The sequence below is a fragment of the Aminobacter sp. HY435 genome, assembly GCF_027568395.1.
Classification (GTDB): Bacteria; Pseudomonadota; Alphaproteobacteria; order Rhizobiales; family Rhizobiaceae; genus Aminobacter.
Map to the genome: position 1 here is coordinate 105,844 of NZ_JANKZL010000010.1, position 11,946 is coordinate 117,789.

At 62.9% G+C, this 11,946-nt stretch carries 13 protein-coding genes; all 13 read right to left on the reverse strand.

Annotated features, from left to right (window positions below):
- Positions 1-15 precede the first annotated feature (15 nt).
- The 13 genes from PCJ21_RS15915 to PCJ21_RS15975 all read right to left on the reverse strand — a co-directional run bounded on the left by PCJ21_RS15915 (position 16) and on the right by PCJ21_RS15975 (position 11,845).
- Positions 16-498, reverse strand: a complete 483-nt coding sequence (locus PCJ21_RS15915; RefSeq protein WP_269932392.1) for a rod-binding protein — start codon at positions 496-498, stop codon at positions 16-18.
- Positions 499-559: 61 nt separating this feature from the next.
- The gene (locus PCJ21_RS15920; protein ID WP_269932393.1) at positions 560-946 is read right to left on the reverse strand and encodes a hypothetical protein; all 387 of its coding nucleotides are present in this window, start codon (positions 944-946) and stop codon (positions 560-562) included.
- A 2-nt stretch (positions 947-948) separates the two neighbouring features.
- On the reverse strand, positions 949-1,701 hold the full coding sequence (gene fliR / locus PCJ21_RS15925) for a flagellar biosynthetic protein FliR (protein WP_269932394.1): 753 nt from the start codon (positions 1,699-1,701) through the stop codon (positions 949-951).
- Positions 1,698-3,788: a flagellar biosynthesis protein FlhA gene (gene flhA, locus PCJ21_RS15930; protein WP_269932395.1), complete on the reverse strand. Its 2,091-nt coding sequence runs from the start codon at positions 3,786-3,788 to the stop codon at positions 1,698-1,700. Before flhA ends, fliR begins: the two co-directional genes overlap by 4 nt.
- Before the next feature lie 224 nt (positions 3,789-4,012).
- Positions 4,013-5,656, reverse strand: a complete 1,644-nt coding sequence (locus PCJ21_RS15935) for an MFS transporter (RefSeq protein ID WP_269932396.1) — start codon at positions 5,654-5,656, stop codon at positions 4,013-4,015.
- A gap of 150 nt (positions 5,657-5,806) precedes the next feature.
- Positions 5,807-6,073, reverse strand: a complete 267-nt coding sequence (gene fliQ, locus PCJ21_RS15940; RefSeq protein WP_269932397.1) for a flagellar biosynthesis protein FliQ — start codon at positions 6,071-6,073, stop codon at positions 5,807-5,809.
- Positions 6,070-6,492 (reverse strand): flagellar hook assembly protein FlgD, encoded by a 423-nt coding sequence (gene flgD / locus PCJ21_RS15945; protein ID WP_269932398.1) that lies wholly within the window; start codon positions 6,490-6,492, stop codon positions 6,070-6,072. The genes fliQ and flgD overlap by 4 nt, the downstream gene beginning before the upstream one ends.
- A complete protein-coding gene (gene flbT / locus PCJ21_RS15950) occupies positions 6,492-6,932 on the reverse strand; it encodes a flagellar biosynthesis repressor FlbT (RefSeq protein WP_269932399.1) in 441 nt (146 codons plus the stop codon). The genes flgD and flbT overlap by 1 nt, the downstream gene beginning before the upstream one ends.
- Positions 6,929-7,276: a flagellar biosynthesis regulator FlaF gene (gene flaF, locus PCJ21_RS15955; protein WP_269932400.1), complete on the reverse strand. Its 348-nt coding sequence runs from the start codon at positions 7,274-7,276 to the stop codon at positions 6,929-6,931. The genes flbT and flaF overlap by 4 nt, the downstream gene beginning before the upstream one ends.
- Before the next feature lie 22 nt (positions 7,277-7,298).
- On the reverse strand, positions 7,299-8,354 hold the full coding sequence (locus PCJ21_RS15960; protein ID WP_269932401.1) for a flagellar hook-associated family protein: 1,056 nt from the start codon (positions 8,352-8,354) through the stop codon (positions 7,299-7,301).
- A 4-nt stretch (positions 8,355-8,358) separates the two neighbouring features.
- The gene (gene flgK / locus PCJ21_RS15965) at positions 8,359-9,813 is read right to left on the reverse strand and encodes a flagellar hook-associated protein FlgK (protein WP_269932402.1); all 1,455 of its coding nucleotides are present in this window, start codon (positions 9,811-9,813) and stop codon (positions 8,359-8,361) included.
- A 34-nt stretch (positions 9,814-9,847) separates the two neighbouring features.
- Positions 9,848-11,104 (reverse strand): flagellar hook protein FlgE, encoded by a 1,257-nt coding sequence (locus PCJ21_RS15970; protein WP_269932403.1) that lies wholly within the window; start codon positions 11,102-11,104, stop codon positions 9,848-9,850.
- Positions 11,105-11,176: 72 nt separating this feature from the next.
- The gene (locus PCJ21_RS15975) at positions 11,177-11,845 is read right to left on the reverse strand and encodes a response regulator transcription factor (RefSeq protein ID WP_269932546.1); all 669 of its coding nucleotides are present in this window, start codon (positions 11,843-11,845) and stop codon (positions 11,177-11,179) included.
- Positions 11,846-11,946: the final 101 nt, after the last annotated feature.

An 11,946-nucleotide genomic window follows, 5' to 3' on the forward strand; every position in this document is an offset into this window, starting at 1 on the left:
CTTCCGTTGCAATTCCTAGATAAGCGCGGTTGCCTGGCTCGTCTGCTCGTCTAGGGCAGCCCTTTCGGGACCACCCGAGACCGGTCCGACAGGCACTGCCTTTTCATTCGTGATGTAGTGATCGCGCATGACCGTTCGCGCGATGCCGATGCCGCCTGCGTCGGCGGTGGCGTCGGCAAGCTGCTGGGCCATCATTGACTTCCACATGTCGCCGGCCATGCCCTTGCCGTAAACGCTCTCGGTGTTCTTGGGCATCATGTTTTCGATGAAGGTCTGCAGCACCATGGCTTCGAAGCGCTTCATGCTTTCGTCCGGCGAGGCGACGTCGGGCTTGCGGGCCAGGCCGATGCCGGGGGCCGCGGCTTCTTCGCCGAGCGAGAACGTGCCCGACGCACCGTTCGACCGATTGACCAACGCGGCGCGCGCGGCCTGGAGGCCGGCAGGCTCGGCGGCCCTGGCGACGTCCAGAACAATATCGCTGGGTGGTGAAATGGCCAAATCGGCACGCCTTTTGTTGCTTGGTTACTGCTGATTGTGGCGGGTCAAGCTTGTGGCAACCTTACTTGTCGTCGGTGAGCTTTCTTTCGATGATTTCAAGGCGTTCGCGGTCGGCGCTGTCGCGCTCGTCCTGCCTGCGAACATCGTTGTAGGCGCGTTCGACCATGTTGGTGCGCGCGGTTGCGGCCGCGATCTGGCCGGCCTCGTGGCTGGCCAGGCCGAGGTTGATCTTCTGGCGCGCAACGGCGGCGGCGATGCGGTTGTAGTAGAGGTCGGGAAACAGCTGCGTGATGGCGCTGGTGTTTTCCATGCTCTCGGCAAGTTCGCGCGCCTCGGCCTCGGCGCTGATCGCCTGGGCAACGTAGCCGGCGTGGCGCATCTCGTGCATCGCCTTGAGCTGCTCCTGAACGACGACAAGCTTCTTCAACCTGCCCTTGCGCGTGGTCATCGCTATCTTCCGATCGTGATGTCGACGAAGCCGTCGGCGAACAGGCTGAGCATGGTGCCGATACCGAAGTAGATGAGGATCAGGCCGCCGGCGACCACGAAAGGCAGCGAGATGAAGTAGACCGGGATTTGCGGTGTCAGCTTGTTGACGAAGCCGATGGTCAGATTCATCAGGATCGCATAGGCGATGAACGGGCTGCCCAGCCGCAGCACCACCATGAAGCTCTCGGACAGCGTGTCGGTGACGTCGACAAGCGCCGCCTGGGGATTGAACATCAGATTGATCGGGGCGACCTTGTAGGAGGCGACCAGCGCGCGGATGATCTCGTGGTGGAAGTTGAAGACGAAGAGCAGGATAAGCGCCGAAAGCGAAATGATGGAGGCGAGCGGCGCCTGCGGCTCGTTTTCCTCGATCGCCATGCCGCCGACGCCACCGTAGCCGATCAGCATGGCGATGGCCGATCCCATGAACATCAGCGCCAGTATGTAAAGGCGGGCCATCAGCCCGATCAGCGCGCCGATCAGCAATTCGGAGGCGATCATGGGCATCAGGATGCCCGGACGGGCGTCGACGTAGGGGTAGATCTGGTCCCACAGATGCGCAAGAAGGCCGCCCGTCGCGGCGACCGCGACGAACAGCCTTATGTGCATCGGCACACGGACGCTCGACAGGCCCGGCATCAGCATGAAACAGCCGCCGATCCGGCAGAAGGCCAGGAACGCCGCAAGGACAAACCCCTGCGCGGCGACATTCATGAGATGGTTCCGAGCACGCGCAGTTCGACGCCCTTTGCGATCTCGACATGGCTGAGCACCGGCAGGGTCGGGAACAGCCTTTCGATGATCATGCGCACGTAAGGCCTTGCGTCGGGCGCGGTGACGAGGACGAAGCGTTCGCCGGCCTCGAGATGGGTGCGGATCGCCTTCGAGGCATCCTGGCCGAACTCTTCGAGCTGGCGCGGATCGATGTCGAACTCGCGGACCTCGCCCTTGCCGTCGCGCTTGAGGCTCTGGTGGAAGGCAAGATCCCAGCGGTTGCCGAGACGCAGCACCTTGAGGGCTCCGGCTTCGCTAAGATCGCCGCAGATCTGCTGCGCCATGCGGATACGGACATGCTCGACGATCTGTTCGGTGCGGCGGACATGCGGCGAGATTTCGGCGATCGCCTCGATAATGAGGTGCAGATTGCGGATCGAGACGCGCTCGGCGAGCAGAAGCTTCAGCACCGCCTGCAGGCCAGGATAGGTGATGTGCGACGAGCAGATTTCGTCGGCCAGCTTGCGGTATTCCGGATCCTGGCGCTCGAGCAGCGCCTTCATGTCCTTGTAGGACAACAGCTGGGGCAGGTTGTTGCGGATGACCTCGGACAGGTGCGTGAGCAACACCGACATGTTGTCGGCGAAGGTGAACTGCTCGCGCTTCAGGTCTTCGGAAAACGAGTCGAGCACGGAGAAGGCGCGCATGCCGAACGCGGGTTCGCGGACTTCCTCGCCGGGGATGTCGGGCAGCGGGCGCGAACCCAGCAGGACCATGATTTCACCGACGCGCATCTGGTATTCGGCAACGACGGTGCCGTGGATCTTGATCTGGTAGCTCTTCGGCGGGATCGAGAAGTCGTCGGTCAGGCGGACCTCGGGCACAACGAAACCGTATTGCGTGGCAAACTTCTTGCGCATCTTGGCCATGCGGAAGGCCAGTTCCTGATGGCTGGAGAGCAGGCGCGTCGACAGCTGCTTGCCGATGAGAAGCTCGATTTCGGCGGTGGCGAGCGACGCCTTGACCGAGTTCTTCTCGTCCTCGACCTTGTCATTTTCGATCTGCTGCTTCTCGGCTTCGGCCGCGGCGAGGCGCTGGTTGTGACGCAGCGGAATGACGTAGCCCAAGGTCGCCATGCAGGCGGCGAGCACGAGGAACGGCAGCATCGGCAGGCCGGGCATCAGCGACAGCAGCGTCAGCAGCGATGCCGCGACATAGAGGGCGCGCGGATAGGCGCCGAGCTGGCCGAAGACTGCCTGGTCGGCCGAGCCGCGGGTGCCGCCCTTGGAGACCAGCAGGCCGGCGGCGAGCGAGACGATGAGCGCCGGGATCTGCGTGACGAGGCCGTCGCCGACCGACAGTTTGATGAAGACGTCGGCTGCTTCGCCCATGCCCATGTCATGGCGGAAGTAGCCGATGGCGATGCCGCCGACGATGTTGATGGCGGTGATGATGAGGCCGGCGATGGCGTCGCCGCGGACGAATTTCGAGGCACCGTCCATCGAGCCGAAGAACGAGCTTTCCTCTTCCAGTTCGCGGCGGCGCAGCTGGGCGGTCTTGTCGTCGATCATGCCGGCGGACAGGTCGGCGTCGATGGACATCTGCTTGCCGGGAATGGCGTCGAGGGCAAATCGGGCGCCGACTTCGGCGATACGCGTCGCGCCCTTGGTGATGACGATGAAGTTCACCACGATCAGGATCAGGAAGACGATCAGGCCGATGACGAAATCGCCGGACATGACCAGGTTGGAGAAGCCCGAGATGACGTAGCCCGCGGCATGCGTGCCTTCATTGCCATGCGACAGGATCATGCGCGTGGTGGCGATGTTGAGCGACAGGCGCAGCATGGTGGCGATCAGCAGCACCGTCGGGAACGACGAGAAGTCGAGAGGCCGCTGGATCCACAGCGCGACCATCAGGATCAGCACCGAAATGGCGATCGAGAAGGCGAGCCCGACGTCGATCAGGAACGCCGGGATAGGCAGGAACAGGACGGCCAGGATGACGACGATGCCAAGCGCGAAGAAGACGTCGCGTCCATTCTTGTTGGTCGCGCCCGCACCCGTGATGGTGTCACTGATCGCCATGCTTCATCCGATCGAATCCCGCCGCGAGCCCATGCCACGACCGTTGCACAGTAGTGATCCAAGCTTGCGCGAAGGTGGGAGGCGGAGCGCCGAGCACCCTTCATCGGCACGGTGGTCCGCCCGGGCATGAGCGCGACTTGGCTTGCTGGCTCACTTTCCGGGACCGGAATTGCAGCGGCCATGAAGAGCCTATGCCGCCGCCGAGCGCACAAACGCCATGCTTCTCAGTGCAGTTCGATGTGGCCCTTGTGCGTGCCGAGCGCTGCCGCGAGGCTGGTCGGGCGCTCGATCATGCGGTGAACGCGTGGCGGCTGGGCGCCGCTGTGCAGCGCGCGCAGCTTGTCGCCGATCTCCGCGTCGGCAAGCGTGGCGCGCTGGTTGTGGCGGACATATTCGAGCCAGGTCGGGGTGTGGTAGGTCTCGACCCAAATCTCGGGGTTTTCGAGATCGCGGGCCAGCACCCAGTTGCGGGCGCCATCGCGTCGGCGCACCCGGCGACGTTCGCTCATGGCGTCAAGGAATGCCGGCACGTCCTCCTCGCGAATGATGAATTCGATGGAGATGACGATCGGGCCCGAGCGCGGCTGGACGTCGAGGGCCAGATGCGGCTCGCGGAAGCGGTTGAGCGGATCGAGGTTGAGGGCGGTGTGGGCGGGCAACGGCAACAGGAAGCCGATCGCCGCGCCGACGAGCATGGCGGCGCCGGCGACGATGAGTGCGGTCGAGGGGCCATGGCTTTCGGAAATGACACCCCAGATCCAGCTGCCGAGCGCCATGCCGCCGAATGTCGACATCTGATAGATCGACAAGGCGCGGCCAACGACCCAGCGCGGCGTCGACATCTGCACTGTGATGTTGAAATGCGATAGCGCCAGCACCCAGCAGGCGCCGCCGACAAGCAGGCCAGCGCTGGTCAGCCAGGCATAAGTGCTCCATGCGGCAAGCCAGCTGCACAGGGCAAAGCCGAGGAAGGCCGAGCGGACGATCGCCTCGCTCGACATGCTGCGGCGGATGCGGCCGCTGATCAGCGCGCCGCCGACAGCGCCGACGCCGAATGCGCCGAGCATGACGCCGTAGGTCAGCGGTCCGCCGGCGACGAGGTCGCGGGCGACCAGCGGCAGGAGGGCCTGGATGACGACCGCGGTGAAGCCAAAGCTGAAGCTGCGCAGCAGCACCTTGGCGATGTTGGGTGACATGGCGACATAACGCAGCCCGGCGCCCACAGCCTGTCCAAGCGTCTCGCGCGGCAGGGCGTTCTTGGGAATTTGCGGGCGCCAGCGAAACAGCACGATGATCAGCGCGAAATAGCTCAGCGTGTTGACGGCGAAGGCCGCTGCCGCACCCGCTGCCGCGACAATGATGCCGCCAATGGCCGGGCCGACGCTGCGCGTCATGTTGAAGCCCATCGAGTTGAGCGCAACTGCCGCCGGCATGACCGGTCGCGGCACCATGTCGCCGACGGAAGCTTGCCAGGACGGGTTGTTGAGGGCTGTGCCGCAACCGATCAGGAAGGTGAAGGTGAGCAGCAGCCAGGGCGTGATGAGACCGAGATAGGCAACCAGTGTCAGGAGCGCGGACACGGCGAGCATGAAACATTGCGCCGTCAGCATGACGCGGCGGCGGTCGTAGCTGTCGGCGAGCGCGCCGGATACCAGCGAAAACAGCATGATCGGCAGCGAGATCGAGGCCTGGACGAGCGCCACCATGTCGGAAGACGTGGCGATCGAGGTCATCAACCACGCGGCACCGACCGCCTGGATCAGGCCGCCAAAATTTGAGGCGAGGCTGGCAAACCAGACCGACCGGAACGTGCTGTGTTTGAATGGCTCAAGCGCCGAGCCTTGCTCGTACTTGTGGTCGTCGTCCATGCGTGAAGCCGGCCCTGCCGGATGCCCTCTGTGAATCGCTTCGGGCAACTAGACCATGTTCGTTGCACCGGGTGAACCTCTTTGTCGGCCGGGCGCGTGGACCAATGCCGGTGCTCAGCGGTCAAACCGGCGATTTGTGCCGGGCGGGCGTCAGAAGCCGGTTTCGATGCGCTCGAAGATGACGTTGGTGAACGACGATATCTGAGCGCCGATGAACGGGCCGGTGAGCGCCGACACCAGAAGGATGGCGACGATCTTCGGCACGAAGGTCAGGGTGATTTCCTGAATCTGGGTCAGGGCCTGGATGAGCGCGATGCCGACGCCGACCAGCATGGCGACGCCTACGGCAGGACCGGAGGCTGTCAGCACGGTCCAGATCGCAAACTGGACAAGGTCTAGTGCGTCGGCTTCGTTCACGCAGGGGTGGCCTTGATCGAGACGCCTGGGTTGATCACGACGGACTTGCCGTCGGTGAGGACAGCGACCACGCCATCCTTGAACAGGCGGACTTCGGCGACAACGCCCGACGTCTTGCCATCGGGAGACGTCACCGTCCGGCCGATCAGGGCGTCGGCCTGGGCGAGGGCGGAGCCCTGCAATATCTGGTCGAGGCGCGTATTCATCTGCACCGACTGCTCGACCTGCGAGAATTGGGCGAGCTGCGCGACATACTGGGTCGAATCCATCGGCTTGGTCGGATCCTGGTTCTTCATCTCCGCGACAAGGAGCTTGAGGAAGGAATTATAGTCGACCTGCGTCTTGGATGCAGCCGTCGGCGTGTTGCCGGTCTTCGTATTCGTGCCAACCGGCAAGGTGGTGGTGTAATCGATGGCCATCAGAATTTGCCTCCGGCAGCGACCGCGCGCTCCTGGGCCGGCTGATCGTTGCCGGCGATGGCGCGCTGTTCGAGTGGATAGAGCGAGCGTATCGTCTTCAGCGCCTCGTAGACGTGATCTTCGGCGACCAGGCGATCGACCTGCTTCAACGTCGCAAGGATCTCGGCATTGTTGAACGTTGCCAGCAGCAGCGGCAACGAGCGCTTGAACATGTCGCGTGCGTCGACCGCGCCGACCGGATCGACCAGCATCACCTGCAAGATGAAATAGAGCTGGCGCAGCGGAGTCGATGCCTGCTCCGGCTGCAGCACGTGGCTTTCGAGCAGGAATTGCACATCGTTGAGAAGTTCGAGCGAGACCTTGCGGTCGGCACGAACGACAGCCCCGTTGATGTAGATCTTCTCGTTGGCCTTGAGCGAGATTTTCAGCGTGTTTTTCATTGGATGCCGTCGCGGATGATCTGCGAGACCTCGATCAGGCCTTCGAAGCTTTCGCTGCGGCCCTGGCGGATGTCTTCGGCTTCGCGGAGAACCCAAAGCCCGATGGAGATCAGGTTGGCGCGCAGTTCCTTGGGCAAGGCGTTGTCCGGGTTGCCGAGATCATCCAGCAAGGTGGTCCACACCCGGTTGGTGAAGCTCAGCGCATCGATGGCCGCGGTCGACTGGGCGCCTTCTTGCGCTGCCTTGCCCAACATGTCGATGGATCGGGTGAGCAGCTGGCGTTCGCGGTCGCGCGCATCGGCGACGGAGTCGGTCTGAATGTCGGCATAGGAAAATTGATACATAAGTGTCCCGTCTATTTGCCGTTCAGCTCAGGAATTTCATGAGGCTCAGTTGTTGGATACGCGCCGTAAGCGCATAGGACTTCTCGATCTGCGAGAGCAGGTCCGTGACCATCGTCGAGGCTCTGTAGGGATCGACGCCTTCGGTATCGAGGATGTGCCTCTCGAACAGGTCCATCTGCATCTTGACGCGTTCGGTGGCGTTCTCGACGCGTTGTTCGATGATGCCTGCCTGCGATTGCAACTGACCGACCTCGCTGATCGCCGAACCGATCGTGGAAACGGCGCGATTGACAACCACTTCGCGAGCTGCCGCGCCGACATTGCTGTCGAGCAGGTCAGAGACGAAGGCCGCAGCCATTGCGATCTTGCGAATGCCTTCGTTGTTGGCGCTGACGGAGGTCTCCGTGGTTTCGTTCAATGTGATGCGGCTGGTGATGCCCTGGTCGGTGGCATTGGACCATGGCGAGCCGGCCGCCTGCCAGCCCGCCCCAAGGAACATCGGCTCAACGACATTCGTCAGGAAACTGTCCATCTGCGCTGCACTGATATTGGCTGCCGCAGGGGCATTCTGGTCGAAGCCAAAATTTGCGAGGAAGGCGGCGTCGAATGCCGCCTTGGTCGGTGAGCCGGCCTTGAATTCGTTGATCGGCTTGACGTCGGTGTTGGTGCCGGCGAACAGATATTCGCCATTGAGGCTGGTGTTGAGAACCGCCGTCATGGTGTCGAGCGTGCCGCGCGCGCTCTTCTGCGTCAATGCGTAGGCCGCATCGCCCGAGGCGCTGCTGGTCAGGCTCGACAGCAGGGTCTGGGCAGCCTTGTTGATTTCGCCGAGCGAGGTCTGTGTCGCGGCCAACCGGGACGCCACCAGTCCGTTGGAGTCGACGATGCCATCCAGTCGCGCAAGGTCGCGATTGAGCGTGATCGACTGAGCCGTGCGGGCGCCCAGCGCCAGGCCGCGATCGGCGACGAAACCGGTTCCTACCTCCTTTTGTGCCTTGGTAAGCGCCGATTGCTGACGAAGCAGGGAGTAGCGAAGGGCGTTCGAGACGGCCGAAGACGAGACGAAGGTTGTTTTCATGGCCCTACCTCACCGCCGCGAGCAGCGCGGCGAGCATGTCGTCGACTGCCTTGATGAGCCGTGACGAGGCCTGGTAGGCGTGCTCCAGATCAAGCAGCAGCGACATCTCGATGTCGACGTTGACGCCGGTTTCATTGGACAGCGCCTCGGCAGTGCGCACAGCGAGAGCTTCCTTGCTTTCGGTGGCGGAGTAGGCTTGCTGACGCATGCCTTCGAACCAGCCGATCGCATTGGTGGTGAACGTGCTGAGGCTTGAATTCAGGGTCACGCCCGCTGCCGGGTCGAAAACCATCGTCTGGTCGATGCGCTCGCCATAGGAGATCAGCAGGTCGGCGTAAGAGGCGTTGCCGGACGGGTTCTTGATGTAGGCCGCGCCGTTGATGCCGCCGTCGCGCAGAAGCTTGGGGTTGCCGCCGGCAATGGGGTCGACCGCCGGATTGAGCCTGATCGAACTGGCAAGGCCGTTGACCAGAGTTCCGGCCGGCGGAACGCCGGGGCCGCCCGACCAGGTGAACAGGCCGGCCTGGTTGGCCAGCGCCGGAGCGGTTTCGGCGAAAGCGGTAATCAGGCCGCGGGCCATTTCGTCGAGCTGAGCCTGCATGGTGTTGGCCACGCTGTCGCGCAGCTGGACCAGACCGGCAAGCTTGCCTGCGGCGTCGGTGTTGGCGCCAGTGCCAGGCTGGAGAGGTACGCCGTCGATGTAGATCTTGTTGCCCGCGGTGCCGGCGACATAGCCGGAAGAGGGCGAGAAGCTGACGACGCGCGGCACCGTCTCGAACAGCGTGGCGCCGTCCGCCGTGGTGATGACCATGTCGTTGTCGCCGCGCTTGAAGGTCGAGACCGGAACGATCTCGGAAATCTTCTTCAGGATGGCGTCGCGCTGGTCGAGCGAGTCGTTGACGTCCTTGCCGACACGCGTCCCGGCGATGATCGCCTTGTTGGCGATCTCGAAGTCGGCAAGAAGCTTGTTGAGCTGGTCGACGGTGGTGGAAATCTCGCTGTCGGTCTCCGTGCGGAAACGCTGGATGGCCGCGCTGCCGTCATTGAGCGTGCGCACCACCTGGCGGGCAGCGTCCACGGCTGCGACGCCGAGGTTCTGGTTCGAGGGGGCGGCCGAATAGATCTGCAAGGCTTCCTGGAGCCTGCCAAGCGCGGATGCGGCCGAACCCGAGTTGTCGTCGCCATTGACGTCGAGGGCCAGTTTCTGGAGGCCGTCATAAAGCGTGCCCTGGCCGGAATAGGACGCCAGCGCCGACAGGTTCTGGCGGAACAGGAGGTCGTTGGTCGTGCGCTGTATTTCGACGACGCGCGCCCCGGGGCCGGTGCTGCCGAGCACGGCGCTGCGGCGCGCGTAGTCTGGATTTTGCGCTTCCGAGACGTTGCGGGAAAGAGTGCTGGTCTGGCGCGACGTATTCTGAAGCGCAGATTGGGCGATGCTTAGGGCTGACGTCAGGGACATGCGCAGTCTTTCGCGGGCTGGTGCCCGTCAGGGGTTATCGCTTCAGGTTGACGAGGATATCCATAAGGTCCGCGCCGGTTTGGAAGACCTTGGAATTGGCGGTGTAGTTGCGCTGGGACTCGATCATTGCGGTGAGTTCTTCCGCGATGTCGACATTCGAACCTTCAAGCGCTCCCGAAACGACCTTGCCAAGCTTGCCTTCGGTCGGCCAGCCGGTCTCGATCGGGCCGGAATCCTTGCTCTGGGCAAAGACGTTGCCGGAAATGTTGGTCAGGCGATCGGGGCTCGTGACCGAGGCGAGCGGGATCATGAACAGCGCTTTCATCGAGCCGTCGGCGTACTGTGCGTAGACAGTGCCGTCGGTGTCGATCTCGACGCGCTCGATGGCGCTCGGCGGGCTGCCGTCGACGATCGCCTTGGTCGGCGTATAGTCGGCTGCCAGCTGCGTCATCGCCGACATGTCGAGGGTCAGTGATCCACCGCCCGGCACAGTCAGGGTGATGTCCTTGGCGCTGGCAGCGGTCAGCTTGCCGGTCGTCGCATCGAAGTCCAGCGTTTCGGTTGCCAGCGGGCCGGCCGAATAGGGGAACGACGTGCCCGGCGTTGCGTTGGACTGGTCGAAGACGGTGACCTCCCAGGTGTTGGCCGCAGTCTTGGTGACGTAGACGTCGAGGAAGATCTTCTCGCCGAGATTGCCGTAGACGACCAGCGACGACTTGCCGGCCGAAGTTGCCGTTGCCGCATTTGCCGATGGCAGGTTGGCGGCAGCCGTCACGCCGGCGCTGCTCGGCAGGTTGGCGGCAAACTGGCCGTTGGCGCTGGGAACCGGGTTCAGGCCATCTTCCTCGATGCGGATGGGAACCAGATTGTCCATCGCTACAGGAGTGGGCGGGGTACCGTTCTTCAGATCCCAGCCCTTGAGTATGTAGCCGCCGGAATTGACCAGATAGCCTTCGCCATCCGGCACGAATGCGCCGGCGCGGGTCAGGTAGTCGGTGCCGCTGGGATCCTGGACGACGAAGAAGCCGTTGCCGTCAATGGCAAGGTCGGTGACGGAGGTCGTGTACTGGAGGGGCCCCTGCTTGCTGACCGAGTTCAGCACCGTGGTGGTCACGCCACCGGAATTGTAGGAACCTGTCGTACCTGGCAAGACGAGGGAAGAGAATTCGGTGTAAGCGCGCTTGTAGCCGTTCGTGCTAGAATTCGCGATATTGTCGGCTACTGTGGACAGGCGGTTGGCCTGGGCGTTCATGCCCGACACACCGGTCCGCATCATTCCATAGAGGCTCATCGATGGTCTCCCCAAATCTCATGCCACGAAGCTCAAACTACGTGGCATGACTTGCGCGAGGCTGACGCGGAATCAGACGATCAGCCGGTATCCGAGGAAACGCTTGGAATCGATCGGGTCGTGGCCAAGGCGTTCGCGCAGCTTCTTGCGAAGCTTGGAGATGTGACTTTCGACGACGTTTTCTTCGACTTCTTCGTCGAAAACACCATAGATCGCGTTGAATACCTGGGTCTTGGTGACGCGGCGTCCGCTGTTGCTTGCCAGATATTCGAGAATCCGGCGTTCGCGGCGCGGCAATGGCATTGGCTGGCCGTCGACCTCCGGGTCGCGTCCGTCCATGAAGATGCGCATGGCGCCGATTTCGGTGAAGCCGGTGTCCTCCTGGGCGCGACGGCGGATTGCCGAAATGCGCGCGAGAATCTCGCGGATATGAACCGGCTTGCGGATGACATCGTCAACGCCGGACTCAAAGAGCTTGAGCGTGTTTTCGAGGTTGTTCTGTTCGCTGAGCGCGATGACCGGTGCCTTGGTGCGGTCGCGCAACTGACGAGGGGAGATCGAACCCTCGTTGCAGTCGCCGATGAGGAAGGCGCGCACAGAGCGCAGATCTTCATCGGGGGCGCTGGTGACCCACTCGCCGAACTCACTCGAGCGGAAGCCCGCGCAAGCCACACCTTCCCTGTCGAAAAGTGAATTATAACCCCTGGTGACGAGCTCTCGCTCGTCGACAACAACAATCATCGGCCCCGCCTCCGAATCAAAAATGAACGCCCCGTTAACCATTCGGTAATGGGTCGAGACCAAGGCGACCAATCGTGGATTCTTGCCGCTATTTTTTGGGG

What these genes read in the sequence shown, in the direction of transcription:
- PCJ21_RS15920 (WP_269932393.1), bottom strand. Translation starts at nt 946, where the DNA reads ATGACCACGCGCAAGGGCAGGTTGAAGAAGCTTGTCGTCGTTCAGGAG.
- fliR (WP_269932394.1), bottom strand. Translation starts at nt 1,701, where the DNA reads ATGAATGTCGCCGCGCAGGGGTTTGTCCTTGCGGCGTTCCTGGCCTTC.
- flhA (WP_269932395.1), bottom strand. Translation starts at nt 3,788, where the DNA reads ATGGCGATCAGTGACACCATCACGGGTGCGGGCGCGACCAACAAGAAT.
- PCJ21_RS15935 (WP_269932396.1), bottom strand. Translation starts at nt 5,656, where the DNA reads ATGGACGACGACCACAAGTACGAGCAAGGCTCGGCGCTTGAGCCATTC.
- flgD (WP_269932398.1), bottom strand. Translation starts at nt 6,492, where the DNA reads ATGGCCATCGATTACACCACCACCTTGCCGGTTGGCACGAATACGAAG.
- flbT (WP_269932399.1), bottom strand. Translation starts at nt 6,932, where the DNA reads ATGAAAAACACGCTGAAAATCTCGCTCAAGGCCAACGAGAAGATCTAC.
- flaF (WP_269932400.1), bottom strand. Translation starts at nt 7,276, where the DNA reads ATGTATCAATTTTCCTATGCCGACATTCAGACCGACTCCGTCGCCGAT.
- PCJ21_RS15960 (WP_269932401.1), bottom strand. Translation starts at nt 8,354, where the DNA reads ATGAAAACAACCTTCGTCTCGTCTTCGGCCGTCTCGAACGCCCTTCGC.
- flgK (WP_269932402.1), bottom strand. Translation starts at nt 9,813, where the DNA reads ATGTCCCTGACGTCAGCCCTAAGCATCGCCCAATCTGCGCTTCAGAAT.
- PCJ21_RS15970 (WP_269932403.1), bottom strand. Translation starts at nt 11,104, where the DNA reads ATGAGCCTCTATGGAATGATGCGGACCGGTGTGTCGGGCATGAACGCC.
- PCJ21_RS15975 (WP_269932546.1), bottom strand. Translation starts at nt 11,845, where the DNA reads ATGATTGTTGTTGTCGACGAGCGAGAGCTCGTCACCAGGGGTTATAAT.